We start from the raw sequence: 26,169 nt of genomic DNA on the forward strand, positions 1-26,169 counted from the left end.
CTTCCGGGACATGCGTTCCCTGGGACAGGGCGTCGTCGCGCACGACAAGCCGGCCGACGGGCGGTCGGCCGGGGACCCCATAACGGTCGGCGGAGTCGGCCGGGACCGGAGCCGACGGCTGGTGACCGGCATCGCCACCGCGGCGTTGAGCCGGGGGACCGGGGTGGTGGTGCCGCTCGTCCTGATCCCGGTCACGCTGGCGTATCTCGGTGCGGACCGGTACGGGCTCTGGATGGCGGTGACGGCGCTCACCGCCATGGCGGCCTTCACCGACCTCGGGCTCGGGAACGGACTGATGACCAAGCTCGCGCCCTGCTACGCCAGCGGGGACACGGGCAGGGCGCGGGGCTACATCTCGAGCGCGTACGTGGTGCTGGCGGCGATCTCACTGGCGACCTGCTGCCTGCTCTGGCTGCTGTCCGGCGTCATCGGCTGGTCGTCGATCCTCAACGTGTCCGGTACCGCGACACCCTCGGACGCCCGGAACATCGCACTGGTCTGCCTGACCGCCTTCGTCCTGAACATTCCGCTCTCGCTGGTCGTCCGCGTCCAGTACGCGTACCAGCAGGTCGGCCGGAGCAACATCTGGCAGGCGGTGGGGAGCCTGTCGGCGCTGCCCCTCACCCTCGGGGCGGTGCACGCCGGCCTGCCGCCGGTCGCGGTCATCGCGGCCACCGTACTGGGACCGGTGTTGGTCAACGTGGTCAACACCGGCTGGATGTACCTGCGGCACATGCCGGAGATCGGCCCCCGGATCGCATCCGTCGACCCGCGGATCGCCCGGGAACTGATGCGGCTGGGTGGGCTGTTCTTCCTGCTGACCATCCTGTGGTCCGCGGCGACCCAGGCGGACGTCCTGATCGTCGCGCACGCGCTGGGCCTGGAGAGCGTCACCACGTACGCGGTGCCGGTCCGGCTGTTCAACCTGCTCGGCTTCCTCGTCACGCTGGTGAACCTTCCGCTCTGGTCCGCCAACGGTGACGCGCTGGCACAGGGCCACCTGGGTTGGGTGCGCCAGACCACCCGGCGCATGACGCTGTTCTCCACGTTGACCGCACTGCTGCCGGCCATCGTGCTGGTGCTGGTCGGCGACCGTCTGCTCGGCACCTGGTTCGGAGTTCCGCCCGGCGCGGACCACTGGCTGCTCGTCGGGCTCGCCGTGTGGGGAGTGACGCTCGCGGCCACCTCTCCACGGGCGATGGTGCAGAACGCCGCCGGTGTCGTCCGGCCGCAACTGCTCGGCGTGGGGCTCTACCTCGTACTGTCGCTGGTCGGGAAGTGGTACGGCGCGAAGTGGTACGGCATCGCCGCCGTCCCGTACGTCTCGATCGTCACCTACCTGCTGACCGTGATCCCCTGCACGGTGTACGGCTACCGGCAGGCGCTGGCGGTGTCCGGGCCGGCCGGCTCCCGGGGTGAGGCGACCCCGGTGCGGCAGACGACTGGCCCAGGGGTGGGCTGACCCGTGCGCGAAGTACGGCGGCACCCCCGATCGGATGGGAATCCGCCGGTTCAACGAACCAACTCGTCTACAGTGAGCGACTGTGCCCGGACTATCAGTGATGGACGCGGCGTACGCCCGGGCCTTCAAGCCGGGCTCGGCACCGAACGCCGTACGACGGTGTTCAGCCGGGACTTCAACCGATGGGCACGCCGCCGCGCAGGCGGATGAACCGAACTAACTGGACGATGGTTGGCGGATATGAACAGACAGTCAGTGCAGGCGCGGCTCCGCACCCTGCTGCCGGGGGTTCCCCGCTCCCGGGGTGAGGCGCTGGCGTCCCTGCACCTCCTGGCAACCCTGCGGGCCCAGGGGTGGCAGCGCTCGATGAGGGGCGGGGCGCCGGTCAACGCGAGCGGCGAGCCACAGCCGTGGCTGACCTATCCGGCGGTGGACTGGCTCGAACGGGCGCTGACCCCGAGCGCCCGGGTCTTCGAGTACGGCGCCGGTTCGTCGACCTCCTGGTTCGCCCGGTCCGGCCGGGTCAAGGAGATCGTCTCCGTGGAGCACGACCCGGGGTGGTTCGCCCGACTGCCCCAGCCGCCGAACGGAAAGATCAACTACGTGCCCTGTGAGGGTACGTGGTGGGAGACGGACGTACGGGCGCCGTACGTGCGGGCGATCGCCGACGGAGCGCCCTGGGACGTGATCGTCATCGACGGCATGGCCCGGAACACCTGCGCCCGGATCGCCGCCGACCACCTCACCCCGGCCGGCATGGTGGTGCTCGACGACACCGACAACGCCGCATCCGTACCGGGGCAGGTCGAACTCGCCGACCGGGGGCTCGGTCGGCTGGACTTCTGGGGACTCAAGCCCGGGATCGGCACCCGGACCTGTACGTCGGTCTTCGGTCGGGACATCGACTCCTGGCTGCACAGATGACCCGGCGTGGAGCCTGGGTGGCCCAGGTCGGCCCGTTCCTCTTTCCCTGGGGGCAGCCGGGTTCCCGGCGGGTCTACGGCGTGGCCAGGTCGCTGGCCGCCGCCGGCTACGACGTCGTGGTGGCCAGCGGCGAGGACGGGCCCGCGACACCGACCCGGCTAGACGAGGTCGACGGTCCAGGCTCCGTCCGGTACCTCGGACTGGGGGAGATTCCGTCGGCCGAGGCCAGCCGGCTCAGCCGGTCCGTGCAGTGGTTCCTGCGCTGGGGGCAGCGGACGGCCCAATGGCTGGATGCCCAGCCGACGTTGCCGTCGCACGTCGTGGTCGCCGGTGGCGACGCGCCGTACATGCTGCACCTGCGGCGATGGTGCCGGCGCAACCGGATCCCGCTGATCGCCGACGTCGTCGACTGGTACAGCCCGCGGCAGCTCCGGGGCGGCGTCCTCGGTCCTCCGCACCTCAGCGCCCAGGCGGCGTTGCGCTACTACTACCCCCGGTGCGACGGCATCATCGCGGTGAGTTCCTTCCTGGAACGGCACTACCGCGACCGGGGACGTCGGGTGCTGCGGGTGCCGCCGACGCTCGACGTGCGGAACCTGGCCGTACCCGAGACCGGGGCCGGGAGCGGCGGACCCGATCTCACCCTGGTGTACGCCGGCTCGCCGGGCCGGAAGGACCTGATCATCGACATGATCCGCGCGGTGGACCGGCTGGACCGGGAGGGGGCCAGGATCGAGCTGCGGATCTACGGTCCGTCGCCGCAACAGGTGCGGGGCCTGCTCGGTGCCGAGCCGCCGCCCGGCAGCGTACGGCTGCTGGGGCGGCTGCCGCAGCAGGAGATCCCGCGCGCGTTGCAGGAGGCGGACTTCAGTGTGCTGCTGCGCCGGCCGGAACGGGGCAACCAGGCGGGCTTCCCGACGAAGTTCTGCGAGAGCCTCGCCAACGGAACACCGGTGATCGCCAACCTCACCAGCGACCTGGGCGGCTACCTGACCGACGGCCGGGAGGGACTCGTCTGCGCCGACCACTCGGTGACCGGGCTCGGCGAGACGCTCCGGACGGCGCTGCGACTGACCCCCGGGCAGCGGCGGCAGATGCGCGAGGCCGCACGCCGCCGGGCGCTCGAGGAGTTCGACTTCCGGGCGTACGCGGAGCCGCTCGGCACCTTCCTGGACACCGTCCGGCTCTGACCCTCGTCCGGACAGTCCCGGCTCGGCTCCTCGTCCGGACAGTCCGGCTCGGCTCCGGCCGTCACCCGTACAGCCGCTCGGAGCGGGTCCCGGCACCCGCGCCGGCCGTGCGCAGGGCGTGGTAGAAGACGTCCCGCCGCCGCGCCAGCGGCTCGTCGGCGAAGTCGGCGGCCCGGCCCAGGTTGCGGGCCGAGGCGGCGGCCATCCGGGCCGGATCGGTCAGGAACTGCCGGATCGACCCGGCGAGGCTCTCCGGGTCGTCCGGCGGTACGAGGTCGTCCGGCGGCAGCAACTCGGGTATCCCGCCCACCGCCGTGCCGACGGCGGGCAGTCCCCGGGCCATCGCCTCGATCAGCGCCTTCGGCAGTCCCTCCGTTCGGGACGGCATGACGAACAGGTCCGCCTCGTCGAGCCGGTGGCGTACCTCGGCCCCGGCGGGGAGCGCACCGGTCAGCACCACCCGGTCCGCCACGCCCAGGCGCTCGGCGAGCCGTTCGAGCCGGGGCCGGCACCGGCCCTCGCCGACGTGCACGAGCCGCAGTGCGAGTCCGGTCGCCACGAGCCGGGCGAGGGCCTCGACCAGGGTGTCGACGCCCTTGTACATCTGCTCCAGCGTGCCGACCGACACCAGCGTGTGGCCCTGCCGCCCGGGATCGGGGCGGCGCGGACCGTCCCGGTACGCCTCGGCGGGAAGTTCGATGCTGGAATAGGCCGCCGTGACCGCCCCGGTCCGGGCCGGGTAGCGGGCCTGTAGGTAGCGGTCGGTCACGTAGGCCGCCCCGACCGCGTTGCGGCACTGGCGCCGCAACCGCGCCGTCTCCCGCTGGCGCAGCAGCGGGCGCAGCGGATGCCGGATCACCCCCGGGGCGAACACGTCGTACGGGTCACCCACGACCTCGACCGCGTAGGGCAGCCCGGCCCGCTCGCGCGACGCCGCCAGCAGCGAACCGAGCGGGGACGGCACCCGCAGGACGACCGTGTCCCCGTCCTCCGCCGCCGCCCGCACCGCCCGGACGACCGCCGCCCGGCGGGCCAGATACTGCGCCGGCCCGATGTAGCAGGGCACCGGCCACACCTCGACCCCGGCGCCGTCCACCCGCTTCGCGCCGTCGTCGCGCCGGGGGACGTCGGCCACCCGGGCGAGCACCCGGACCCGGTCGAACGCCGACAGGTACCGGGTGAAGAACGGGTACGCCGGTCCGCCCCGGGTCCAGATCGCCCCGTCCGGAGAACGGCTGAACCGTGCCTCGACGGTCACCACCACTCGGGTCCCGGGAGATTGAGAAGCGTTCACGTAAGGGGCCTCCGCATTCGATCCGAGGCGAGCCGGGACGCAATATCTCTGTAGGACTAAATCAGATTAAGGATGCCCTTTGGTCCTAACAGCGGATGTGCCGCGAATTCTGCGTGTCTTTCGCCTTGTCACCTCGTTGACCCCGGTGTTGTAGACGAACGGGAGTACGGATGACCTTCCTGCCCGCCGGCCGCCGGGTGCTGATCACCGGTGGCACCGGTTCCTTCGGTCGAACCATGGCGCGCCGGCTCCTGCACCGGGACGTGGGCGAGGTCCGGATACTCAGCCGTGACGAGGCCAAACAGGACGCCATGCGCCGGACGATCGGCGACGACCGGGTGCGCTACCACGTGGGCGACGTACGCGACTACGACACGGTGCTGCGGGCCAGCCGGGACGTGGACTTCGTGTTCCACGCGGCGGCGCTCAAGCAGGTGCCGTCCTGCGAGTTCTTTCCGCTGGAGGCGGTCCGGACGAACGTGCTCGGCAGCGCCAACGTGGTCGAGGCGGCCGACCGCAACGGGGTCAGCTCGGTCGTCGTACTCAGCACCGACAAGGCGGTCTATCCGGTCAACGCGATGGGGATGAGCAAGGCGTTGATGGAGAAGGTGGCGCAGGCGCACGCCCGGAACAACCCACGCAGCCGTACGACGGTGTCGTGCGTGCGGTACGGCAACGTCATGTACTCGCGCGGCTCGGTGATCCCGCTCTTCGTGGAGCAGATCAAGGCGGGTCGGGCGCTGACCGTCACCAACCCGGCCATGACCCGCTTCCTGATGTCGCTGGACGACTCGGTGGAACTCGTGGAGCACGCGTTCTCGCACGCCCGGCCGGGCGACGTGTTCATCCGCAAGGCGAGCGCCTGCACCCTCGGCGACCTGGCCGCCGCGCTCTGCCAGTTGTTCGACGCGCCCGCCAAGCTCGACGTGATCGGGGTACGGCACGGCGAGAAGCTGGACGAGACGCTGGCCAGCCGCGAGGAACTGGCCCAGGCCGAGGACTTCGGGGAGTTCTTCCGGGTACCGGTCGACGCCCGCGACCTCAACTACGCCCTGTACGTCTCCGAGGGCGACCCGAGTACGGACACCGTCGACTTCAACTCCGCCAACGCGCCCCGGCTGGACGTACCGGAGATCGTCTCGCTGCTGCGGACGCTGCCCGAGATCCGCGCGGAGCTGGCCCTGCGCGAACCGGTGCTGATGTCATGAACCTGGCCCTCACCGGCGCCGGCGGTTTCCTCGGCTGGCACGTACGCGTACTGGTCCGGGCGCTGGGCTGGCCCGATCCGACCGTGCTGACCCGGGCCGACCTCGCCGACCCGGACGTCGTGGCGGCGAAGCTCGACGGTGTCGGCCGGCTGCTGCACCTGGCCGGCGTCAACCGGGGCGACCCGGCCGACGTGGCCGCCGGCAACGTGGAACTGGCCGCGTCACTCGCCCGGGCCCTGCGCCGGTGCGCCCAGCCGCCGCCGACGGTCGTCTTCGCCAACTCCACCCAGGCCGGCAACGGCACCCCGTACGGCGACTCGAAGGCGGTGGCCGCGGCCACCCTGGCCACCGTGGCGGAGCGGGGTGTGCACTTCGTCGACCTCCGGCTGCCCAACCTGTACGGCGAGCACGGCCGGCCACACTACAACTCCGTAGTGGCGACCTTCTGCCGGCTGCTCGCCGACGGGGGTGAGCCCGAGGTCCGGGACGACCGGGAACTCGATCTCGTGCACGCGGGCGACGCGGCGGCGCTGCTGGTCGACGCGCCGGCCAGGGGTGCCTGGGACAGCACGCTGCCGAGCCTGCGGATCGGCGTACGGGCCCTCGCCGGGCGACTCGGCGACTTCGCGGCGACGTACCGCGACGGTCAGATCCCGGCACTGCGGGACCGGCACGACGTACGACTCTTCAACACCTACCGGTCACACTGCTTTCCGGCGCACTACCCGCTGCCGCTGGCCCGGCACGCCGACCGGCGCGGCGAACTGGTCGAGGTGGTCAAGGCGCACGGCGGCGCCGGCCAGACCTTCTGCTCCACCAGCCGTCCCGGGATCACCCGGGGCGAGCACTTCCATCTGGCCAAGGTGGAACGCTTCGCGGTGCTGCGCGGCACCGCCGAGATCAGCCTGCGCCGGGTCGGCCACACCGAGGTGACCCGGTTCGCGGTCAGCGGCGACGAGCCGGTGGTGGTGGACATGCCGACGATGTGGGTGCACCACATCACCAACACCGGGCCGGACGAACTCCTCACCCTCTTCTGGGCCAACGAGATCTTCGACCCGGCCCGGCCGGACACCTATCCGGAGCCGGTGGACGGCCCGGCCCGGGTACCGGCGGTGGTGGGATGAGCGGCTCCGCCGCGACCCGGGTGATGACGGTGGTCGGCACCCGACCGGAGATCATCCGGCTGTCCCGGGTGCTCGACCGGCTGGACCGCACCCTGGACCACGTGCTCGTGCACACCGGGCAGAACTGGGACCACTCCCTGTCGGACGTGTTCTTCACCGAGCTGCGGCTGCGCAGGCCCGACCGCTTCCTCCGGGTCGACACGTCGTCGCTGGGCCGGGTCCTCGGCGGGGTGCTGATCGGCATGGAGGAGGCGATCACCGAGCTGCGCCCCGACGCGCTGCTGGTGCTGGGTGACACGAACAGTTGCATCGCCGCGTTGATGGCCCGCCGGATGCGGATCCCCGTCTACCACATGGAGGCCGGCAACCGGTGCTTCGACCTCAACGTGCCGGAGGAGACGAACCGGCGGCTGGTGGACCACGTCGCCGACTTCAACCTGGTCTACACCGAACACGCCCGGCGTAACCTGCTCGCCGAGGGACTGCACCCGAGGCGGATCCTGCACACCGGCTCGCCGATGCGCGAGGTGTTGGAGCACCACCGTACGGAGATCGCCGGCTCGTCAATCCTCGACCAGCTCGAACTGCGGCCGGACCGCTACTTCGTGGTGAGTGCCCACCGCGAGGAGAACGTCGACGATCCGGGCCGGCTCCGACGCCTGCTGGACTGCCTCCGCGCGGTACGCGACACCTGGCAACTGCCGGTGCTGGTCTCCACCCATCCCCGTACCCGCAAGCGCCTCGAGGCGTTGACCACCGACGCCACCACCCTGGACGGGGTCGCGTTCCACGAGCCGTTCGGGCTCTTCGACTATGTACACCTCCAGATGGGGGCCAGGTGCACGCTCTCGGACAGCGGCACGATCAGCGAGGAGTCGGCCATCCTCGGCTTTCCGGCGGTGACGCTGCGGGAGTCGATCGAGCGCCCCGAGGCGCTGGACGCCGGCGGAATCATCATGACCGGGCTGGATCCCGCCGGGGTGGTCGAGGCGATCTCGGTCGCGGTCGACCAGGTCCGCGCCGAGGGCGTGCCCTGTCCGGCGGACTACCGGGTTCCGGACACCTCCCGCCGGGTCGTCGACTTCATCCTCTCCACGGTCCGCCGCCACCACGACTGGGCCGGCATCCGGCGATGAGGCGACCGGCCGGGGACACGGCCGACGGGAAAGGGCGACGCGGGAACGGGGCTGGAGGTTCAATGGCGACAGATCGGACGACGACATGCACGTAGTGATAATGGCCGGCGGCAAGGGCACCCGGTTGCGGCCGTACACGACGGCGCTGCCGAAGCCGCTGGTGCCGATCGGTGACAGCCACGCCATCCTGGAGATCGTCCTGCACCAGTTGGCGGCGCAGGGGTTCGCCGACGTCACGCTCGCGATCAACCACATGGGCTCGCTGATCCGCGCCTTCGTCGGCGACGGCTCGCGGTTCGGCCTCCGGGTGGACTACGTCGAGGAGCGGGTGCCGCTCTCGACCATCGGGCCGCTGTTCGGCCTCCGGGACCGGCTGCCCGAGCACTTCCTGGTAATGAACGGGGACGTCCTCACCGACCTCAACTACGCGGACCTGCTGCACACCCACGCCGCCTCGGGCGCACCACTGACCGTCGCGACCTGCCACCGTACGGTCAACGTCGACTTCGGCGTGCTCTCGGTCACCGACGGCAGGATCGTCAGCTTCAGCGAGAAGCCCAACCTCGACTACCAGGTCAGCATGGGCGTCTACGGGCTCTCGGCCCGCACCATCGCCGGGTACCCGGAGGGGTTGGCGTTCGGGTTCGACCAGCTGATGCTGGAGCTGCTCGGCCGGGGCGAGTCGCCGGCCAGCTACGACTTCACCGGCTACTGGCTGGACATCGGCCGCCCCGAGGACTACGACGAGGCCAACCGCCGGTTCGATGCGCTGAAGCCGATCCTGCTGCCCAGCCCGGTACCGGAGCCGGTGTGACCGGGCGGGGCGGGGAGCGGCCATGACCGGGCGGAACGCGAGCATCGACCAACCCCGGGTGCTGCTGTTCGGCGCGTCCGGATTCATCGGCGGTCAGGTACGCCGGACGCTCGGACCGGTCGCCGCGCTGCGCTGTCCACGACGCGACGAGTTCGACCTGGTCCGGTGCGAGGTCGACGAGTTGGGCGCGCTGCTGCGCGCCGAACGCCCCGACGTGGTGGTCAACTGCACCGGCCGGCTGTCGGGCGGCAGCCACGACCTGGTCCGGGCGAACACCGGGGTCACCGCCAAGCTGCTCGACGCGGTGGCGAAGGAGACCCCGGACGCCCGGCTGGTCCGGCTGGGCTCGGCGGCCGAGTACGGCCCGGTGCCGCCGGGGCACGCCGTGGCCGAGGACGATCCGGCGCTGCCGATCAGCGGGTACGGCGTCAGCCAACTCGCCGCGACCCGGCTGGTCGAACTCGCCGCCTCGGCCGGTCGGGTCGACGGCGTCGTGCTGCGGGTGTTCAACCCGATCGGTCCCGGTACGCCGGAGGAGACCCTGCTCGGCCGAGTCGCCGCGCTGCTGCGCCACGTACCGGTCCCGGACGGGACCACCGGGAACCTCTCGCTGGGCTCGCTCGCGGCGTACCGGGACTTCGTGGATGTCCGCGACGTGGCGTCCGCGGTCGCCGCCGTGGCCATGGCCGGGACGCTGGCCGAGCGGGTGTTCAACGTCGCCAGCGGCCGTGCCGTCTCGGCCCGGGAGGCGGTACGACTGGTCGCCGAGACGGCCGGGTTCGCCGGGGAGATCCGCGAGGACCGCCCGGCACCGGAACGCTCGGCCGACGTCGGGTGGATGTGCGGCGACATCCGGCGTGCCGGTCGGCTGCTCGGCTGGACGCCCTCGTACGACCTGGAGGGGTCGGTCAAGGCGATCTGGTCGGGCGGGCTCGACTAGGTCCACCGTTTCGCAAGGAGGCAGTGGTTTTGTACCGGAAGATTGGCGTCGTCGGGCTCGGCTATGTCGGCCTGACCCTCGCCGCCTCGCTGGCCCGCAAGGGCTACCAGGTGTTCGGGGTCGACGCGCAGCCGCAGGTGCTGGAGTCGTTGCGCGAGGGCCGGGTGCACATCTTCGAGCCCGGCATCGCCGAGGTGTTGGCCGAGCACATCGGACGGTCCCTGCAGGTGGACAGCACGCTGCCGCCGGACGTCGACGTCGCGGTGCTCTGCGTCTCCACGCCGGTCGACGACCAGGCGTACCGGCCCAACCTGGGCAACCTGGCCGCCGCCGCCGAGCAGGTGGCACGGTGGTGTGGACCGGAGACGCTGGTGGTGGTCCGCAGCACGGTGCCGGTCGGAACGAGCCGCGCGGTGGTGCTGCCGCCGCTTCTCGCCGGCTGGGGCCGGGCCCGGCTGGTGATGGCGCCGGAGCGGACCATCCAGGGGCAGGCGCTGCGCGAACTGGTCGAGCTGCCGCAGGTCGTCGGCGGGCTGGACGAGCCGAGCCGGGAGGCGGGGCTGGCGTTCTTCGGCGGACTGGCCACCCAGGTGGTGCCGGTCTCCAGTCTGGAGGCGGCCGAGCTGGTCAAGCTGGCGAACAACTGCCACACCGACCTGATCTACTCGTTCGGCAACGAGCTGGCCCTGATCGCCGAGCGGCACCGGCTCGACCCGCTGGAGGTGATCGGTGCGGCGAACCTGGACTATCCCCGGCCGGACCTGAGCCGGCCCGGGTACGTCGGCGGCGGCTGCCTCTCCAAGGACCCGTACCTGATGATCGAGAGTGCCGGTGTCCCCGGGCCGTTCCTGGTCGGCGCGGCCCGGCGACTCAACGAGTACCTGCCGGTGCACGTCGCCACCCGGGTGGTGGAACTGATCCGGCAGGAGCGCGGGGCGACCGTGGGGGCCCGGTTGGCCGTACTGGGGTGGGCCTACAAGGGGTGGCCGCCGACCGACGACATGCGGGGCACCCCGATCGCGGCGATGATGGCCGTGTTCCGCGAGGCGGGCCTGGTGGTGCTCGGCCACGACCCGATGGTCACCGACGACGTGATCCGGAACCACGGCGGCGACCCGACCAGCCTCGACAAGGCGTTCGTCGAGTCCGACGCCGTACTCGTGATCAACGATCATCCCGACTACCGGGCGATCGAGATCGGGACCGTGCTCGCTGCCCGGCGACCGGTGCTGATCTACGACTCCTGGCGGATCCTCGACGAGCGGGCGATCAGGGCCGCCGGGGTCCGCTACGCCGGCATCGGCTACCTGCCGGAACCGGCCGGCATCGCCCGGCCGGACCGGGACCTCTCGGAGGGCCGGGTCTGATGCGGGCACTCGTCCTCGGCGGCGCCGGCTTCATCGGCAAGCATCTCGCCGACCGACTGGTCGCCGACGGGCACCGGGTGACCGTCGTCGACGACTTCTCCCGGGGCCGGGACGACCGGCAACTGGCCGCGCTGCGCCAGCACCCGGCGGTGGACATCCACTCCGCCGACCTGACCAGCCCGGCCGCCTGGGCCGCGCTGCCCCGGGGGTGGGACCAGATCTACCTGCTGGCCGCGGTCGTCGGGGTTCGCAACGTCGAGGCCGACCCGGCCCGGGTGGTCCGGGTCAACACCCTCACCGCGCTGCACCTGCTGGACTGGATCGCCCCCGGCGAGCGGGTGTTCTTCAGTTCCACCAGCGAGGTGTACGCCGGCGGGGTGGACGCCGGCATCGTGCCGGTGCCGACCGCCGAGGACGTACCCGTGATGATCACCGACGTGACCTCGCCCCGGTTCGCGTACGCGATCAGCAAGCTCCTCGGCGAGGTGGCCTTCGTACACGCCGCCCGGACCAAGGGCTGTCCGGCGGTGATCGGCCGGTTCCACAACGTCTACGGCCCACGGATGGGTACCGACCACGTCGTACCGGAGCTGGCGATGCGCGCGTTGGGCGGGGAGGATCCGTTCCGGGTGTGGGGCTTCGACCAGTACCGGGCGTTCTGTTACGTCGACGACGCGGTCGAGGCGATGCTCCGGCTGATGGACTGTCCCGAGGCGGCCGGTCGGATCGTCCACATCGGAAACGACACCGCCCACACGAGCATCGGCGAGCTGGCGGGCCTGGTGCTGCGGATCGCCGGGGTGAGTCCGGTGGTGCAGCCGCTGCCGGCGCCGCGCGGCTCGGTCAACCGGCGCTGTCCCGACCTCGGCCTGCTCCGCCGGTTGACCGGGTTCGAGCCGGCCGTGCCACTGGCCGAGGGGGTGCGGCGCACCTTCGACTGGTACCGGCAGTGGCAGGCGTCCACCGTCGTTCCGTCCGGCGCCATCCCGCCCGGCGCCATCCCGTCCGGCGCTGGCCCGCCTGTCGGCGGTGCTCCGCCCGGCGATGCCCGGTCCGGCGGTGATGCCCCGGTCGGCGGTGCTCCGTCCGTCGACGCGCCGGTCGGCGCTCATCGTCGCGACATCTGAGGAAGCGACGCCGCCTCGGCCCCGGAACCCCCTGCCCACGATGGCATCGGGTTCCGGGGCCGAGGGCGTGCGCGGTCGACGCCACGGCCCGTGCCGGAGGCAGCGGGACCGGTTCCGGGGCCGAGGGCGTGCGCGGTCGACACTGCCGCCCCGGGGGATGCGGGACCGGCCGGGCCGGCGGGAAGGCTTCGTACCCCGGACGCCGGAGGTCAGCGGCGGGACAGATCCGGTAGCGGCCAGGCCTCGGCCGCGGGTACCGGGCGGGTACGGGCCGTCCTGGGGCTTTCCGTGGGGGGCCCGGAACGGAGTGCCCTGCTGGCGGACCGGCCCTGCCGGGCCAGCCACACCACCGCGGCGAGCGGTAGAACGTACTTGAGCAGGAACCAGGTGTTGTTGTCGAGGTCGGCGGTGGGCAGGAACGCGCACACCAGTGCCATCGGCGCCAGCAGCGTCGTGCTGATCGACCGTTGCTGCCGGGCCCGGGCGTAGTGCCGCCGGCTGAACCGGACGAGCACTCCCAGCAGGGCGAAGGAGACCACCCCGCCGGCCGGCCCGAAGTTCATGATGGCCTCTCCGGTGAGGCCGTAGACCCGGCTGGCCCGGATCCCCGACTCGTACGCCCCCGGCCCGAAGAGCAGGTCGGTGCCGGCCGCCACCTTGTCCCTGGGGCGCTCGGGCAGGACGGCACCGGGTACGAGGAACGAGACGTCGCCCAGATAGGTGACCCCGTACGCGAGCTCGGAGTTGCCCCGGAGTTGCCGGTCGAGCACCAGGGCCTGGATGTCCGCCCTGGAAAGGTCCCCGAGCAGTAGCGAGGGTACATCCCGGCCCGTCTCCGACGAGATGTCCTCGACACTGCGGGTGCCCCGGGCGGCGTCGAGCACCTCCAGCCCGGCCGACTTGTAGAGGCCGTACGTGTAGACGAAGAGGCCGAGCACCAGTATGAAGACGAACATGGCCCGTCTGGAGACCCGGACGACGAGGAGGTGGATCAGGGTCAGGCCGATCAGGACGGGCCAGATGGTGTTGCTCCGGCTTCCCCGCAGCCCGCCCACGAAGAACTGCATCAGCGCCAGGCCGACCAGCAGCAGGAGGATGGCCCAGCGGTGTTCGGCCAGCCAGCTCCGCCATCGTACGAGCACGAGCGCGAAGACGATCATCGGGAAGGCCTCGCCGAGGATGAGCAGCCAACCGAGCCCGGCCAACTCGACCCGGTCCGACTCACCGGTCATCGTGCTCAGGTATCCCGATATCCCGCCGAACATCACGACCTCGCCGCAGAAGGCCAGCACGCTCACCAGCACCGCGACGAGGCCGACCCGGTAGAAGGCCCGCTCGTCGAACCGGGAGGCCCGCCGGGTCCGGGGCGGCGGCCGGTCCCGGAAGCCCAGGACGACGCGGTAGAGGCAGAGGCCGAGGACGTTCAGCAGCGCCATCGTGCCGAGGGCGGCCCGCCAGTCGGGTGGCCCGACGAGGTGCCGGGGCCAGTGGTCGAGCATGACGTTGAGGATCGGCGCCAGGTAGAAGAAGTGCATGCCCAGCAGTCCCAGGATCGCCTGCGGATCGAAGATGTCACGCCGTCGCCGGACCCATTCGACCGCGTCGATGCCGATCAGCACGCCGCACACCGTCACAGGAATCAGGAACCAGTGCCGCAGGCGCGGATCGAGGAGCGCCAGGATCGTGCTGGCCGACGTCACCAGGAGTGCGGACATCGCCCAACTGGCGGCCTCGGCACCCAGCCCGGGACCGATCAGGGCGATCCGTGCCGGCGTGGTGTCCGAGGGTGCGCCGCCGTCCGGAACCGGTTCGGTGGTCGGCGTGGCCCTGTTCGCCGGTGTGGTCGACGCGAGGTACGGAGTCCGGGTCACCGCGCACCCGCCCGCCACAACGTCTTCCACTCCCGTACCGCGTGTTCCAGGACGAACGGCGACGACCGCAGGCTCCGGCTGATCTGCCGCCGTCCGGCCGCATCCATCCCGGCCTGCCCCGTCGCGGCCTCCGCCCAGCGGCGCGCCCCGGCCGACAGTGGCAACAGGGTGAGCCCGTGCAGATGGGAAGCGAGTTCCCGCAGGCACGGCAGGTCCGTCGCCACCACCGGGACGCCGGCAGCCAGGGCCTCCAGCACCACGCCGGGCAGGCCCTCCCGCCGGGAGGGCAGCACCAGCACGTCGGCGGCGGCCAGCACCGAGGCGATCTCCTCGGTCTCACCACCCAGTACGACGTACGGGTCGTACGCGGCGTCGGGATAGGCGGTGACGATGTCGTCGACACCGCCCGGCCCGACGGCGAGCAGTCGCGCGTCCGGCAACTCCAGCCGGACGGCCCGGTGCACGTCGACCAGGAACGGGCGGTTCTTCGCCGAGGCGGCCCGGCCGATGTGCACCAGCACCGGCGCCTCGGCCGGCAGGTTCCACCGCCGTCGCGCCGGCTCGCGCTGCCAGCCGTCGACCCGGTCGGTGGAGACGCTGTTGTAGAGCACCCGGTAGCGGGTGTCGCCGGCGCGGGGCCCGGCGAGGTCGAGCGCCGCCGAGGTCACCCCGACGATGTCGGTGGCGGTGTGCCGGAGCAGTTGCCGCAGCATGGCCCGCCGGGCCCGTTGGGTCCGGGTGTCGGGCCGGCCGTCACCCTCGCTCCACATCCGGGCCACCCGGACCGGTACCCGGGCGGCCCGGGCCACCAGGAGGATGGCCGCGCTGACCAGGCTGACGTGTGAGACGACGATGTCGGGCCGGACCGCCCGCAGGGCCCCGAACAGTCGCGGCCCGAAGGACCGGGCCGGCCGGAGCGGGCACTGCCGTACCACGGCGCCGGCGGCCCGGAACTCGCCGACCAGCCGCCCCTCCCGGCCGGCGAGGGTGAGAAAGACCTGCTCGACCTCGGCGGACGGCACCGAACGGCAGATGTCCAGGGTCACCGTCTCGGCGCCGCCGCGGTCCAGGCTGCCGATCACGTGAGCCACCCGGAGGGCCCGGTCCGGGAACTTCCCGGCGCCGTCCCGGGCGACATGCTCGATGACGTCGGCGACCCGGACCGCCGAGGCCCGGTTGTCGAAGAGCCGGACGGCGCGGAGCCGGGCCTGCTCGCCCCGCTCGGCCAGTCGCCCCGTCCCGAACTCGCGGTATGCCGCCTGGAGCGCGCTGGCCAGCGCCGGCGCGTCGCCCCGGGGCACGATCCAGCCGGACGACCCGTCGACGGTCTCGGGCAACCCGCCGGCGTCGCTGACGATGCTGGGTACGCCCATCGCGCTCGCCTCGACGGCGGCACCGTGCCCCTCGGACAGGGACGGGCTGACGCTCAGGTCGGCGGCCCGGTGGCAGGGGCGTACGTCGGCGACCGATTCGAGCCAGGTCACGCTCGGATCCGTGTCGACACCGAACCGGTGGACGAGTTCGCGGCGGTGTGCCTCGCCGGCGGCGCCCCAACCGCCACCGACCAGCAGCAGATGGGCCCGGGGATGTCCGGCCCGGAAGGTCTGCCAGGCGGTGAGGAGCACGTCATGCCCCTTGATCGCCCGTCCGTTGTGGGCCAGTCGCTTCGGCGGGTAGACGTAGGCGATCATGACAACGAGGAAGGCGTCGGAGTCGACCCCGAGTTCGGCTCGGGCCTTGGCCCGCTCCTCGTCCCGAGTGGGGACGTCGGGGGTGCCGGGCCGGACCTCGTCCACCGAGTGGGCCACGGCGAAGTGGGCCGGGTCGACGCCGTAGGTGGCCACCGGCCGGCGGGCGGGCGGGCAGCCGAGCGCGCCGTAGAGCCCCGAGGTGTGTGCGGTGCCGCAGATGGTGGCATGGTCCAGGCGCCACAGCAGACGCTCGACCGGTCGGATCAGCGGCGACTCGAGGAACAGCGGCCCGGCGACCATGTGCACCCGGCGTACCGGCAGCCCCAGGGTGCCGAACCGGGCAGCGAGCGCCGAGGCGTACAGGTGGTAGTGCAGCACGTCGGGCCGGAGCCGGCCGAGGAGCCGGCGGAGCCGCCACAGCCCCCGCAGCGTCGCGACGCCCGGCCGGAACCGAAAGTCGAACGGCGATTCGCGTACGTCGAATCCGCGCCGGGTCAGCTCCGCCGTCAACCGACCGGGGCCCGGCGGCAGCACGACGACGACCTCGTGGCCACGGCTACGCAGCTCCGTCACCTGGGGCAGAATCCACATTCCACCATCGTTGGTCTTCAGTAGGACCGCGACCCGCAGTCGTTCCACCACTTGTGGTCCCCTCTCTTTCCTGGGCGGCTCCGCTGCGGCGTGGTCGGGTCCGGGCGCCCGGCGGGTGCCGGAGCGACCACGGCCGGGGTCACCTCGCCGGTACTCCCTTGACCACGGTGCCGGCCGGCACGTCCCGGACGACACAGGCGCTCGCGCCGACGGTGGCGTCCGCGCCGATCCGGAGCCCCTGGAGCACGACGGCACCGGCACCGATAAGTACGCCGGCCTGGAGCTGGCACTCTCCAGAGACCGCGGCGAGGGGATTGACCGAGACGTAGTCCGCCAGCACACAGTCGTGTGCGACGGTCGAGTTCTGGTTCAGGTGCACGTGCCGGCCGAGGGTCACGTTGGTGGTCACCCGCGCACCCGCGAAGACGACCAGGCCGTCTCCGGCAACGGTGTCCGGGCCGACCACGGCGGCGGGGTGCACCAGGCTCGCGAACGGCAACCCGTACCCGTCGACCCGCTGCCCGACCGCGCGCCGGACCCGGGGGTCGCCGAGCCCGAGTACGACGTGCGTCTCCGGACCGGCCTCCCGCAACCACTCGACCGTGCCGAGGTACGGCACCGCCAACCGTTGCAGCCGCTTGTGGTTGACCTCCGAGGGGCGGTCGTCGATGAAGCCGCGTACCCGCCATCGTGGACCGGTACTCGACGCCGTGTTGATGGCTCGGATGATGTCGAGGGCCTCACGGCCGTGGCCGCCGCAGCCGACGAGAACGACGTCCAGGATCATCCGGTCCGCCAGTCCGCGGGACGGCCCGGTACGTCATGGGCGGCACCACCCTGCCCCGGTACTCCGGTGCCGCCGAGGAACTCCGGCGCGGTGGGGCTGCCCGGTGCCGTGATGCCGCGTCGGCGCAGTACGGCACCGACGGTCTCGGCGAGGATGTGCAGGTCCACCCGGAGGCTGCGATTGTCGACGTACCACACGTCGTGCGTGAAGCGCTCCGGAAAGGGCATCGCGTTGCGGCCCCTGACCTGGGCCAGTCCGGTGATGCCGGGCCGCACCTCGTGGCGGCGCGCCTGTGCCGGGGTGTACCGGTCGAGATAGTCGACGAGCAGCGGACGCGGCCCCACCAGACTCATCTGACCGCGCAGGACGTTCCAGAGCGTCGGCAACTCGTCCATGCTGGTGGCCCGGAGCCGGCGGCCCAGCCGGGTCAGCCGGTCGCCGTCGGTCACCGCGCCGCCCGCGACGTCGACCGGGCGCATGGTCCGGAACTTGACCAGCTCGAACAGTTCGCCGTGCCGGCCCGGCCGGACCTGCCGGAACAGCACCGGCCGGCCCAGCGTCGCCGCGACGACGACGGCGATCGCGAGCATGGCCGGCGAGGCGACGACGAGCAGCAGGACCGCCAGCACGATGTCGAAAAGGCGCTTGGTCCGGTCGTACCAGGGCCGGCCGTCGGTGCCGACCGGGTCGCCGGGGCCGGGCTGTCGGTCGGCGGTGCCCGGCCGGATGTCGTACGCGTCCTGGCGGATGGTGCCCGTGCTCCGCTCGGTCACGTGACCTCCCCGCTCGGTCACCGGTGGGTCTCCAGGAACTGCGCGGTGGCGTCGAGGACCCGGCCGATCTGTGTCTCGGTCAGGGCGGAGCCGCTGGGCAGGGTGAGCCCCTGGTCGAACAGGCGCGCGGCGGCACCGGTCAGGGCGGTGCGGGCCGTGTCGAAGACGGGTTGCAGGTGCATCGGTTTCCAGACCGGTCGGGTCTCGATCTGCCGTTCCGCGAGGTGGGCGGCGAGCTCGTCGGCGCGCCAGCCGGCTCGGGCCGGGTCGACCACGACGATGGTGAGCCAGCAGTTCGACCCGGGATCGCCGTCGCCGAGCAGGCGTACGCCGGGCGTCGCGGCGAACAGCTTCGCGTACCGTTCCCGCAGGTCCCGGCGGCGCGCCATCATCTCGTCCAACCGGCTCAGCTGGGCCCGGCCGAGGGCGGCGAGCAGGTTGCTGAGCCGGTAGTTGTAGCCGATGTCGGTGTGTTCGTAGTGCGGTACGGGCTGACGGGCCTGGGTCGACAGGTAGCGGCACCGCTCGATCAGCGCGGCGTCGTCGGAGACCAGCATTCCGCCGCCGGAGGTGGTGATGATCTTGTTGCCGTTGAAGGAGAGGGCGGCGACCCGGCCGAACGACCCCGCCGGTCGTCCCCGGTACGTCGCGCCGAGCGCCTCCGCCGCGTCCTCGACCACCGGCACCTGGGCCGCCGCGCACAGCGGAAGCAGCGTGTCGTAGTCCGCGCAGGCGCCGAACATGTCGACCGGGATCACGGCGGCGATCCGCTCGCCGGCGGCGGTCAGCCGGTGGAGCAGGTCCGCCAGCAGTTCGACGTCGATGTTTCCGGTGGCCGGATCGCAGTCCACGAAGACCGGTTCGGCGCCGGTGTAGGTCACGGCGTTGGCCGTCGCGGCGAAGGTCAGGGTGGGTACCACGACCACCTGACCGGGCCCGGCGCCGAGGGTCAGCAGCGCGAGGTGCAGGGCGGCCGTTCCCGAGTTCACCGCCACCGCGTACCGGGTGCCGGTGCGTTCGGCGATCTCCTGCTCGAACGCGACGAGGTCCGGACCGGCCGGTGCGATCCAACCGGAACGGATCGCCCGCAGGACGTACGACTCCTCCAGCGCCCCCACGTCGGGGGGCGACAGCAGTATCTGGGCTGTCATCGGGTGGCGGCTCCGAGGATGAAAACCATGAAAAGGGTTCAAAAGGTTCTGCGGGTCCAACTACCGCTCTAACGGCGCTGACCGGCGTTTTCCGGTGATGTCACAGAGAATTCGGCTACAGCGCACGATGTAAGTGATATCCGCCCATGACGGCAGATGATCCCGCTACCCTGACGGGTTGCCCGCCGGCCCGGCTCAATTCCGGCCCGATCCCGGCCCGGTGTTCTGGCTGGTGGGGACCGGGCGGGCGAGCCTTCAGCCGGCGGTGACGGGCAGGGTGAGGGTGAAGGCGGTACCCACGCCGAGCTGGCTGGTGACGGTGATCGATCCACCGTGGTCGGTCAGGATCTGCCGGACGATGGCCAGGCCCAGCCCGCTGCCTCCGGTCTGCCGGCCGCGTGCCGAGTCGGCCCGCCAGAACCGGTCGAAGACGTGCGGCAACGCGTCGGGGGCGATTCCCGAGCCGGTGTCGACGATCCGTACGACGGCGGAGCCGGCCTCGCGTACCAGCGTGAGCGTCACCCGCCCACCCGGGGCGGTGGCGCGGAGCGCGTTCGTGATCAGGTTGCCCAGCACCTGCCGGAGCCGGTCGGGATCGGCGTACACGGTCACCGGGGTGGCGGTGACGGTCAGCGATACCCCGGCGGTGTCGGCGCCGGCCCCGTGGGCGGTACGGCAGGTCTCCAGCAGTTCCGCCAGGTCGACGGGGGTCCGGTGGTAGGCCAGGCTCCCGGCCTCGGCCAGCGCGAGTTCCTGGAGGTCGTCGACGATGCGCTGTTGCAGGACCGCCTCCTCGTGCAGCGAGGCGAACAGCTCGGGGTCGGGCTCGATCACGCCGTCGGAGAGCGCCTCCAGATAACCGCGCAGGTTCGCCAGCGGGGTACGCAGCTCGTGGGCGACATCGGCGACCAGCCGGCGCTGACGTTCCTCGCCGCGTTGCAGTGAGTCGGCCATCCGGTTGAAGGAGCGGGCCAGCGTGGCGAGTTCGTCGTTGCCCCGGACCGGTACCCGGCTGCTCAGGTCGCCCCGGCCGAGCCGCTGCGATGCCGTGGTGAGGATGCCGATCGGCCGCAGCACCCGATGACTGAGCAGGGCGGTCGCGATGATGGCCACCGCGGCCACCCCGGCCGCCGCGGCCAGCAGTGGACCGACGACGAGACCCGGTCCACCCTCCTCGCCGACCCCGATGATGACCTGGGCCGGCTCGGGGGCCACCCCGGCGATTCCGGCGTTGAACGCCTCGGCCAGGCAGTAGTTCGTCGCCTGGGTATCCGCCGAGGTGATGCAGCTGGCCAGTTGGTTCTCGTCCGCCCGGTACGCCTGCGGGGACTCGTGCGCCTGGTCCTGACAGCCCTGGACGACCCGGAAGTTCGGGGACGTGTCCGGGGCGATGTCGTAGGTCGGGACGCCGTACGCGCCCGGCATCTGGACGACCTCGATGCCGTTGCGGGTCAGGCAGGCCGCGTACCGTATCCCGGTCCGGTACGCGTGGAGCTGTTTGGCGGTGACCCCCAGCGCGTCGCCGCCCGCCGCGGACAGGTCCAGGGTCGGCCGGGGGTTGACGGGCCTGACCACCGTGCCGAGACGCCTGGTCGCCCGGTCCGGATTCGCCTCGCGATCGGTGTCCACGAGGACCCAGCCGGACGCCGAGACCAGGTGGATCCGTTGCCCGGTCTGCTTACCCAACCGCACGACGACGTCCCGGACGCCCTCCCAGGTGCCGTGCCGGCTGCCGTACTCGACGAGCTGCCCGGTGATCTGGTCGAGCGTCGAACCGGGGACGGCGGAGGCGTCGATCTGCTGCGAGGCCTGCCGCAGGACCAGCCAGAGGGTGGCGGCGGTCGCGCTGACCGCGACGAGCATGACCAGGGCGAGCACCCGGAACCGGAAGCTCACGCCGGCAGGTCCGCCCCGTCGGCGGCCGACTCGGCCAGCCGGTAGCCGCGCCCGAACACGGTCTGTACGTAGCGCGGCTCGGCGGGATCGATCTCGATCTTGCGGCGCAGGTTCATCACGTGCGCGTCGACGGTCCGTTCGAGCACGTAGTGGTCGAAACCGAAGGCCCGGTCGATGATCTGTGCCCGGGTGAACGCCCGTCCCGGCTCGCCGGCCAGCACCTCGAGGATGCCGAACTCCTTCGCGGTCAGGGTGATCAGGCGCCCGTCGATCCGTACCTCGAACCGGCCGGGGTCGACCTCCAGGTCGCCCACCCGCAGCACCGCCTGATTGCCCGCACTCAGTACGCCGGCCCGGCGCAGCAGGGCCCGCACCCGGGCGGCCAGCTCACGCGGACTGTACGGCTTGGTGAGGTAGTCGTCGGCCCCGATGTCCAGACCCAGCAGTACGTCGTCCTCGGTCGTCCGGGCGGTGAGCAGCAGGATCGGCAGGGTGGACTCGGCCCGCAGGATCCGGCAGACGTCGAGCCCGTCCACCACCGGCATCATCACGTCGAGGATCACCAGATCGGGACGGCGGGACCGGCACTGCTCCAGCGCCGCCCGGCCGTCGCCGACGACGAGCACGCTGTGACCTTCCCGTTCGAGGTAGACCCGGACCAGATTGGCCTGCTTCGGGTCGTCCTCGGCGACCAGTATCCGCGCGCTCATGATTCCCCATTCTGCCTGCTTCGAGCGCGTTCGATTAGAGCCGCCGACCGGTGAAAAAGTGATGAAGACCGGGTCGGAAAGCCGTCAGACGGCTATCTGCACCCAGCAGGCACCATTCCTTCACAGCTTCCACATATCCGCGTCCCTACCGTGTCGGCATGGAAGAGCGGAGATTGATCGTGCTCGGCGCGGTCGGGCGGACCGGCGACGGTGCCCAGGCCCGGAGCCGGGCCGCGCGGCGCCGCATCCGGGAGATCCTGGCGGTGCGCCGGGCCGACGCGGCGGCCGGACTGCGGACCGGAACACCGGACGGGTACGGCCCGGCGGCGGCGTAACCCGCCCCGGCGGCGGGCGGACGCCCCGGAACCCTTAGGCGGGCGGACGCCCGGGAACCCTCAGGCGCGCGGACGCCCGGGAACCTGGTTAGAGTCTTCGCCGACCAGCCCACGCCGTGCTGGTCGGCTGGAGGACGGTGCCCGTGCTGCACCTGAGGATCATCGCGCCGACCGACCGTTCCACGGCGGTGGTGGACATGCTCTCCGCCGACCCCGCAGTGACACACGTCATCGTGCTGCCCGGCGCCGCCCGTTCGCCCCGGGGTGACGTGGTGCTCTGCGATGTCGTCCGGGAGGGCGCCGACGAGGTGCTGGCGGCGCTGCGGACGCTCGGCGTGGACAAGTCCGGGGGAGTCGTCGGGGACGGGGTGGACATCACCCTCTCGGCCTCGGCGGACCGGGCCGCGCGGGCCGCCCCGGGCCTGGGTACGGACGCCGTGGTCTGGGACGAGATCGCGCAGAAGACCGGTGAGGAGACCCGGCTCTCCGCGACGTACCTGCTGCTGCTCACCCTGGCCACCGTGATCGCCGGCATCGCGGTGCTGCTCGACCAGCCGATCCTGATCATCGGCGCCATGGTGGTCGGCCCGGAGTTCGGGCCGCTCGCCGCGCTGAGCGTGGCGCTGGTCCGGTGGCGGCGTCAGGTCGTCCGGCGGTCCGTTCTGGCCCTGGGGGTCGGGTTCCCGATCGCGATCGCGCTGACCGTGCTCAGCACCTGGGCGCTGGACGGTGCCGGCCTGATCGACAAGTCGATGCTGCTCGCCGAGCGGCCGGTGACCGACTTCATCTGGCGGCCCGACGCGCTCTCCTGGGTGGTCGGCTTCCTGGCCGGGGTGGCCGGGATGCTGTCGGTCACCTCGAACCGGTCCGGTTCGCTGGTCGGCGTGCTGATCTCGGTCACCACCGTGCCGGCGGCGGCGAACGTGGCGGTCGCGCTCGCCTACGGCGTCTTTCCCGAGGCGGTCGGTTCCGTCGTCCAGTTGCTGATCAACCTCTGCGCGATCGTGGTCGCGGGGGTGCTGACGCTGCTGGTGCAGCGGCTGTGGTGGGAGCGGGTCACCGCACGCTGGTCGGGCGCGATCCGCGTCGGGCGCTTCAGGCTGGCACCCCGGCGGGCGGCCGTGGCCGAAACCGAGGCCGCCGCGCCGGACCGTACGGCCGGGTAGCCGACGACGTACCGGCGGGTGCCACGATCGCCGGACGGTCGTGGCACCCGCGTGAGGGGTACCGGAGGTGTTACCGGCCGGACCCGTCGAGTCCCTTGTCCAGGCCGGCCCGGCGCAGCGCGTCGGCCAGGGCGCCGCCACCGAACCCACCGCCCTGGCCGCCGCCGGAACGTCCACCGCCCTGACCACCGCCGGAACGTCCGCTGCCCTGACCACCGCCGGAACGCCCGCCGCCCTGGCCGCCGCCGGAGCGTCCGCCCGCGCCGCCACCGCCACCGCCCGGTCGGCCGGTGCCCTGGCCACCGCGTCCCTGCCGCGGCTGGCCGTCGCGCGGCTGGCCGTCCCGGGGTCCGCCGGTCCGGTCCCGTGGCGGGCGCGGCTCGGCCTCGTCCTCCAACCGGAGGGTGAGCGAGATCCGCTTGCGCGGTACGTCCACGTCCAGCACCTTGACCCGGACCACGTCGCCGGACTTGACCACGTCACGCGGGTCCTTGACGAAGGTCCGGGACATCGCCGAGACGTGTACCAGACCGTCCTGGTGCACCCCGACGTCCACGAACGCGCCGAACGCGGCCACGTTGGTGACCACGCCCTCCAGCAGCATCCCCGGTTGCAGGTCGCCGATCTTCTCCACGCCCTCGGCGAAGGTCGCGGTCCGGAACGCCGGTCGCGGGTCCCGGCCCGGCTTCTCCAGTTCCCGGAGGATGTCGGTGACGGTCGGCAGGCCGAAGGTGTCGTCGACGTACTCGCTGGGCTTGAGCGCCCGGAGCACGGTGGCCTTGCCGATCAGCACCGAGAGGTCGCCACCGGTGCTGGCCAGGATCCGCCGGACCACCGGGTACGCCTCGGGGTGCACGCTGGACGCGTCCAGCGGGTCGTCGCCGCCGGGGATGCGCAGGAAGCCGGCGCACTGCTCGAAGGCCTTCGGGCCGAGCCGGGCGACCTCCTTGAGCGCCCGGCGGGTCCGGAACGGGCCGTTGGCGTCCCGGTGCAGGACGATGTTCTCGGCCAGGCCGGCGCCGATCCCGGAGACCCGGGTCAGCAGCGGTGCCGACGCGGTGTTCACGTCCACCCCGACGGCGTTGACGCAGTCCTCGACCACGGCGTCGAGCGAGCGGGACAACTTCACCTCGGACAGGTCGTGCTGGTACTGGCCGACACCGATCGACCGAGGGTCGATCTTGACCAGTTCGGCGAGCGGGTCCTGCAACCGGCGGGCGATCGACACGGCTCCGCGCAGCGAGACGTCCATCCCGGGCAGTTCCTGGGAGGCGTACTCGGAGGCGGAGTAGACGGAGGCACCGGCCTCGGACACCACGACCTTGGTCAGATTCAGGTCCGCGTGCCGCTTGATCAGCTCGGCGGCCAGCTTGTCGGTCTCCCGGGAGGCGGTGCCGTTGCCGATCGCGACCAGGTCGACCTGGTGGGCCCGGGCCAGCCGGGCCAGTGTGTCGATCGAGGCGTCCCACTGTCGGCGCGGCTCGTGCGGATAGATGGTGTCGGTCGCCACCACCTTGCCGGTGCCGTCGACCACCGCCACCTTCACCCCGGTCCGCAGCCCCGGGTCCAGCCCCATCGTCGACCGGGTACCGGCCGGCGCGGCGAGCAGCAGGTCACGCAGGTTGGTCGCGAAGACCCGGACCGCCTCGTCCTCCGCCGCCTGCCACAGCCGCATCCGCAGGTCCGCGCCCAGATGGATCAGGATCCGGGTACGCCAGGCCCACCGCACCGTGTCGAGCAGCCAGCGGTCGGCCGGCCGGCCCCGGTCGGTGACGTCGAAGCGGGCGGCGATCTCCTGCTCGTAGCGGCTCGGGCCGACCGGTGCGTCCTCGGGCGCGGACGCCTCCTCCGGGTCCAGCGTGAGGTCGAGCATGCCCTCCTTCTCGCCCCGGAACATCGCCAGGATCCGGTGCGAGGGCAGCCGGGTGTACGGCTCGGCGAAGTCGAAGTAGTCGGCGAACTTGGCGCCGGCGTCCTGCTGGCCGTCGCGTACCCGGGACACCAGCCGGCCCCGCGACCACATCCGCTCCCGGAGCGTGCCGATCAGGTCGGCGTCCTCGGCGAACCGCTCGACCAGGATGGACCGGGCACCGTCCAGCGCGCCGGTGGCGTCGGCCACCCCGGCGTCCGGGTTGACGAACCCGGCGGCGAGGGTCCGGGGGTCCTGCGACGGGTCGCCGAGCAGCGTCTCGGCCAGCGGCTCCAATCCGGCCTCCCGGGCGATCTGGGCCTTGGTCCGGCGCTTCGGCTTGTACGGCAGGTAGATGTCCTCCAGCCGGGCCTTCGAGTCGGCCGCCATGATCTGCGCCTCGAGCGCGTCGTCCAGCTTGCCCTGGGTCCGGATCGACTCCAGCACCGCCGCCCGGCGCTCCTCCAGCTCCCGCAGGTAGCGCAGCCGCTCCTCCAGTGTGCGCAGCTGGGAGTCGTCGAGCGACTCGGTGACCTCCTTGCGGTATCGGGCGATGAACGGCACGGTCGACCCACCGTCGAGCAGCTCCACCGCGGCCCGCACCTGCCGCTCGTGTACGCCGAGCTCCTCGGCGATCCGCTGGTCCACCGAGCGCGGCTGCGCAGAGGTTGTCACGATCCTGATCCGCCTTCTCCACTGG

21 protein-coding genes are annotated in these 26,169 nt (G+C 72.1%); 12 read left to right on the plus strand and 9 right to left on the minus strand.

Translation table 11 applies throughout. The features are described 5' to 3' along the window. Positions 1 to 10 precede the first annotated feature (10 nt). The 3 genes from H4W31_RS21615 to H4W31_RS21625 all read left to right on the plus strand — a co-directional run bounded on the left by H4W31_RS21615 (position 11) and on the right by H4W31_RS21625 (position 3,576). Positions 11 to 1,462, plus strand: a complete 1,452-nt coding sequence (locus H4W31_RS21615; protein WP_192768311.1) for an oligosaccharide flippase family protein — start codon at positions 11 to 13, stop codon at positions 1,460 to 1,462. A 240-nt stretch (positions 1,463 to 1,702) separates the two neighbouring features. Further along, on the plus strand, positions 1,703 to 2,386 hold the full coding sequence (locus tag H4W31_RS21620) for a class I SAM-dependent methyltransferase (RefSeq protein ID WP_192768312.1): 684 nt from the start codon (positions 1,703 to 1,705) through the stop codon (positions 2,384 to 2,386). Next, positions 2,383 to 3,576, plus strand: a complete 1,194-nt coding sequence (locus H4W31_RS21625; protein WP_192768313.1) for a glycosyltransferase — start codon at positions 2,383 to 2,385, stop codon at positions 3,574 to 3,576. Before H4W31_RS21620 ends, H4W31_RS21625 begins: the two co-directional genes overlap by 4 nt. 61 nt (positions 3,577 to 3,637) lie before the next feature. On the opposite strand, the gene H4W31_RS44325 is transcribed toward H4W31_RS21625, so the two are convergent. Next, positions 3,638 to 4,837 (minus strand): glycosyltransferase, encoded by a 1,200-nt coding sequence (locus tag H4W31_RS44325; protein WP_318783327.1) that lies wholly within the window; start codon positions 4,835 to 4,837, stop codon positions 3,638 to 3,640. A gap of 203 nt (positions 4,838 to 5,040) precedes the next feature. On the opposite strand from H4W31_RS44325, the gene H4W31_RS21635 reads away from it, so the two are divergent. The 7 genes from H4W31_RS21635 to H4W31_RS21665 all read left to right on the plus strand — a co-directional run bounded on the left by H4W31_RS21635 (position 5,041) and on the right by H4W31_RS21665 (position 12,589). Then, positions 5,041 to 6,078: a polysaccharide biosynthesis protein gene (locus tag H4W31_RS21635; protein WP_192768315.1), complete on the plus strand. Its 1,038-nt coding sequence runs from the start codon at positions 5,041 to 5,043 to the stop codon at positions 6,076 to 6,078. Further along, positions 6,075 to 7,205, plus strand: coding sequence for a polysaccharide biosynthesis C-terminal domain-containing protein (locus H4W31_RS21640; RefSeq protein ID WP_192768316.1), 1,131 nt, complete (start codon positions 6,075 to 6,077; stop codon positions 7,203 to 7,205). The genes H4W31_RS21635 and H4W31_RS21640 overlap by 4 nt, the downstream gene beginning before the upstream one ends. Further along, on the plus strand, positions 7,202 to 8,341 hold the full coding sequence (wecB, locus tag H4W31_RS21645) for a non-hydrolyzing UDP-N-acetylglucosamine 2-epimerase (protein WP_192768317.1): 1,140 nt from the start codon (positions 7,202 to 7,204) through the stop codon (positions 8,339 to 8,341). The genes H4W31_RS21640 and wecB overlap by 4 nt, the downstream gene beginning before the upstream one ends. An 85-nt stretch (positions 8,342 to 8,426) precedes the next feature. Continuing rightward, on the plus strand, positions 8,427 to 9,155 hold the full coding sequence (locus H4W31_RS21650; protein ID WP_192768318.1) for a sugar phosphate nucleotidyltransferase: 729 nt from the start codon (positions 8,427 to 8,429) through the stop codon (positions 9,153 to 9,155). Between the two features lie 22 nt (positions 9,156 to 9,177). Next, positions 9,178 to 10,095, plus strand: a complete 918-nt coding sequence (locus H4W31_RS21655) for an NAD-dependent epimerase/dehydratase family protein (RefSeq protein ID WP_192768319.1) — start codon at positions 9,178 to 9,180, stop codon at positions 10,093 to 10,095. 23 nt (positions 10,096 to 10,118) lie between these two features. Next, positions 10,119 to 11,462: a nucleotide sugar dehydrogenase gene (locus H4W31_RS21660; RefSeq protein ID WP_318783328.1), complete on the plus strand. Its 1,344-nt coding sequence runs from the start codon at positions 10,119 to 10,121 to the stop codon at positions 11,460 to 11,462. Beyond that, entirely contained in the window at positions 11,462 to 12,589 is a 1,128-nt protein-coding gene (locus H4W31_RS21665; protein WP_192768320.1) for an NAD-dependent epimerase/dehydratase family protein, read from the plus strand. The genes H4W31_RS21660 and H4W31_RS21665 overlap by 1 nt, the downstream gene beginning before the upstream one ends. Positions 12,590 to 12,798: 209 nt before the next feature. Here H4W31_RS21665 and H4W31_RS21670 read toward each other — a convergent pair whose 3' ends face one another. From H4W31_RS21670 to H4W31_RS21700, 7 genes are all read right to left on the minus strand, one after another. Continuing rightward, positions 12,799 to 14,460 (minus strand): O-antigen polymerase, encoded by a 1,662-nt coding sequence (locus H4W31_RS21670; protein ID WP_192768321.1) that lies wholly within the window; start codon positions 14,458 to 14,460, stop codon positions 12,799 to 12,801. Continuing rightward, on the minus strand, positions 14,457 to 16,793 hold the full coding sequence (locus H4W31_RS21675) for a glycosyltransferase (RefSeq protein ID WP_192768322.1): 2,337 nt from the start codon (positions 16,791 to 16,793) through the stop codon (positions 14,457 to 14,459). Before H4W31_RS21675 ends, H4W31_RS21670 begins: the two co-directional genes overlap by 4 nt. A gap of 88 nt (positions 16,794 to 16,881) precedes the next feature. Then, the gene (locus H4W31_RS21680; RefSeq protein WP_192768323.1) at positions 16,882 to 17,529 is read right to left on the minus strand and encodes an acetyltransferase; all 648 of its coding nucleotides are present in this window, start codon (positions 17,527 to 17,529) and stop codon (positions 16,882 to 16,884) included. Further along, positions 17,526 to 18,302 carry a sugar transferase gene (locus H4W31_RS21685; RefSeq protein ID WP_318783329.1) on the minus strand — a complete coding sequence of 259 codons (777 nt, stop codon included), beginning with the start codon at positions 18,300 to 18,302 and terminating at the stop codon, positions 17,526 to 17,528. Before H4W31_RS21685 ends, H4W31_RS21680 begins: the two co-directional genes overlap by 4 nt. 17 nt (positions 18,303 to 18,319) lie before the next feature. Next, positions 18,320 to 19,453, minus strand: a complete 1,134-nt coding sequence (locus H4W31_RS21690; protein ID WP_192768324.1) for a DegT/DnrJ/EryC1/StrS family aminotransferase — start codon at positions 19,451 to 19,453, stop codon at positions 18,320 to 18,322. 255 nt (positions 19,454 to 19,708) lie between these two features. Further along, positions 19,709 to 21,349, minus strand: coding sequence for a sensor histidine kinase (locus H4W31_RS21695; protein WP_192768325.1), 1,641 nt, complete (start codon positions 21,347 to 21,349; stop codon positions 19,709 to 19,711). Beyond that, positions 21,346 to 22,059: a response regulator transcription factor gene (locus H4W31_RS21700; protein ID WP_192768326.1), complete on the minus strand. Its 714-nt coding sequence runs from the start codon at positions 22,057 to 22,059 to the stop codon at positions 21,346 to 21,348. Before H4W31_RS21700 ends, H4W31_RS21695 begins: the two co-directional genes overlap by 4 nt. 158 nt (positions 22,060 to 22,217) lie before the next feature. Between H4W31_RS21700 and H4W31_RS21705 the strand changes: the two genes are divergently transcribed. Both H4W31_RS21705 and H4W31_RS21710 read left to right on the plus strand, forming a co-directional pair. After that, complete coding sequence (locus H4W31_RS21705) at positions 22,218 to 22,394, plus strand: hypothetical protein (protein ID WP_192768327.1); 177 nt, start codon at positions 22,218 to 22,220, stop codon at positions 22,392 to 22,394. Positions 22,395 to 22,537: 143 nt separating this feature from the next. Further along, on the plus strand, positions 22,538 to 23,560 hold the full coding sequence (locus H4W31_RS21710) for a DUF389 domain-containing protein (protein ID WP_192768328.1): 1,023 nt from the start codon (positions 22,538 to 22,540) through the stop codon (positions 23,558 to 23,560). Between the two features lie 70 nt (positions 23,561 to 23,630). On the opposite strand, the gene H4W31_RS21715 is transcribed toward H4W31_RS21710, so the two are convergent. Then, positions 23,631 to 26,144: a Tex family protein gene (locus H4W31_RS21715; RefSeq protein ID WP_318783330.1), complete on the minus strand. Its 2,514-nt coding sequence runs from the start codon at positions 26,142 to 26,144 to the stop codon at positions 23,631 to 23,633. Positions 26,145 to 26,169: the final 25 nt, after the last annotated feature.

It is taken from the genome of Plantactinospora soyae, assembly GCF_014874095.1.
In the GTDB taxonomy this organism is placed as follows: Bacteria; Actinomycetota; Actinomycetes; order Mycobacteriales; family Micromonosporaceae; genus Plantactinospora; species Plantactinospora soyae.

Excerpts from the sequence above, each read along its gene's own strand:
- H4W31_RS21650 (WP_192768318.1), top strand. The coding sequence starts at position 8,427 with ATGCACGTAGTGATAATGGCCGGCGGCAAGGGCACCCGGTTGCGGCCG.
- H4W31_RS21620 (WP_192768312.1), top strand. The coding sequence starts at position 1,703 with ATGAACAGACAGTCAGTGCAGGCGCGGCTCCGCACCCTGCTGCCGGGG.
- H4W31_RS21615 (WP_192768311.1), top strand. The coding sequence starts at position 11 with ATGCGTTCCCTGGGACAGGGCGTCGTCGCGCACGACAAGCCGGCCGAC.
- H4W31_RS21640 (WP_192768316.1), top strand. The coding sequence starts at position 6,075 with ATGAACCTGGCCCTCACCGGCGCCGGCGGTTTCCTCGGCTGGCACGTA.
- wecB (WP_192768317.1), top strand. The coding sequence starts at position 7,202 with ATGAGCGGCTCCGCCGCGACCCGGGTGATGACGGTGGTCGGCACCCGA.
- H4W31_RS21690 (WP_192768324.1), bottom strand. The coding sequence starts at position 19,453 with ATGACAGCCCAGATACTGCTGTCGCCCCCCGACGTGGGGGCGCTGGAG.
- H4W31_RS21665 (WP_192768320.1), top strand. The coding sequence starts at position 11,462 with ATGCGGGCACTCGTCCTCGGCGGCGCCGGCTTCATCGGCAAGCATCTC.
- H4W31_RS21705 (WP_192768327.1), top strand. The coding sequence starts at position 22,218 with ATGGAAGAGCGGAGATTGATCGTGCTCGGCGCGGTCGGGCGGACCGGC.
- H4W31_RS21635 (WP_192768315.1), top strand. The coding sequence starts at position 5,041 with ATGACCTTCCTGCCCGCCGGCCGCCGGGTGCTGATCACCGGTGGCACC.
- H4W31_RS21625 (WP_192768313.1), top strand. The coding sequence starts at position 2,383 with ATGACCCGGCGTGGAGCCTGGGTGGCCCAGGTCGGCCCGTTCCTCTTT.
- H4W31_RS21700 (WP_192768326.1), bottom strand. The coding sequence starts at position 22,059 with ATGAGCGCGCGGATACTGGTCGCCGAGGACGACCCGAAGCAGGCCAAT.
- H4W31_RS21680 (WP_192768323.1), bottom strand. The coding sequence starts at position 17,529 with ATGATCCTGGACGTCGTTCTCGTCGGCTGCGGCGGCCACGGCCGTGAG.
- H4W31_RS21655 (WP_192768319.1), top strand. The coding sequence starts at position 9,178 with ATGACCGGGCGGAACGCGAGCATCGACCAACCCCGGGTGCTGCTGTTC.